Source organism: Faecalibacterium sp. DFI.5.82, assembly GCF_029076575.1.
GTDB classification, from domain to species: domain Bacteria; phylum Bacillota; class Clostridia; order Oscillospirales; family Ruminococcaceae; genus Faecalibacterium; species Faecalibacterium duncaniae.
The window spans coordinates 1-298 of the sequence record NZ_JARFIS010000829.1; the positions used below are offsets into that span (position 1 = coordinate 1).

At 62.4% G+C, this 298-nt stretch carries 1 protein-coding gene; it reads right to left on the bottom strand.

Annotated features, from left to right (window positions below; all coding sequences use genetic code 11):
• A partial coding sequence (locus tag P0G09_RS19100; RefSeq protein WP_275253458.1) for an FtsK/SpoIIIE domain-containing protein occupies positions 1–298 on the bottom strand: 298 nt, incomplete at both ends.

Here is a 298-nt window from a genome sequence, read left to right on the forward strand (position 1 = left end):
TACGCACCGGCTTGGGCGCGCCCACAGGCATAAAGAGCATATCGCCCTGGCCCAGCAGCTTCTCGGCACCGGCACCAGCCAGAATGGTACGGCTGTCCACCTGGCTGGACACGGCAAAGGCAATGCGGCTGGGGATGTTGGCCTTGATCAGGCCAGTGATGACATCCTCGCTGGGGCGCTGGGTGGCATCGATGAGGTGCATTCCGGCGGCACGGGCCTTCTGGGCAATCCGGCAGATGGAATCCTCCACGTCCTTGCCCACGACCATCTTCAGATCGGCCAGCTCGTCAATGATGAT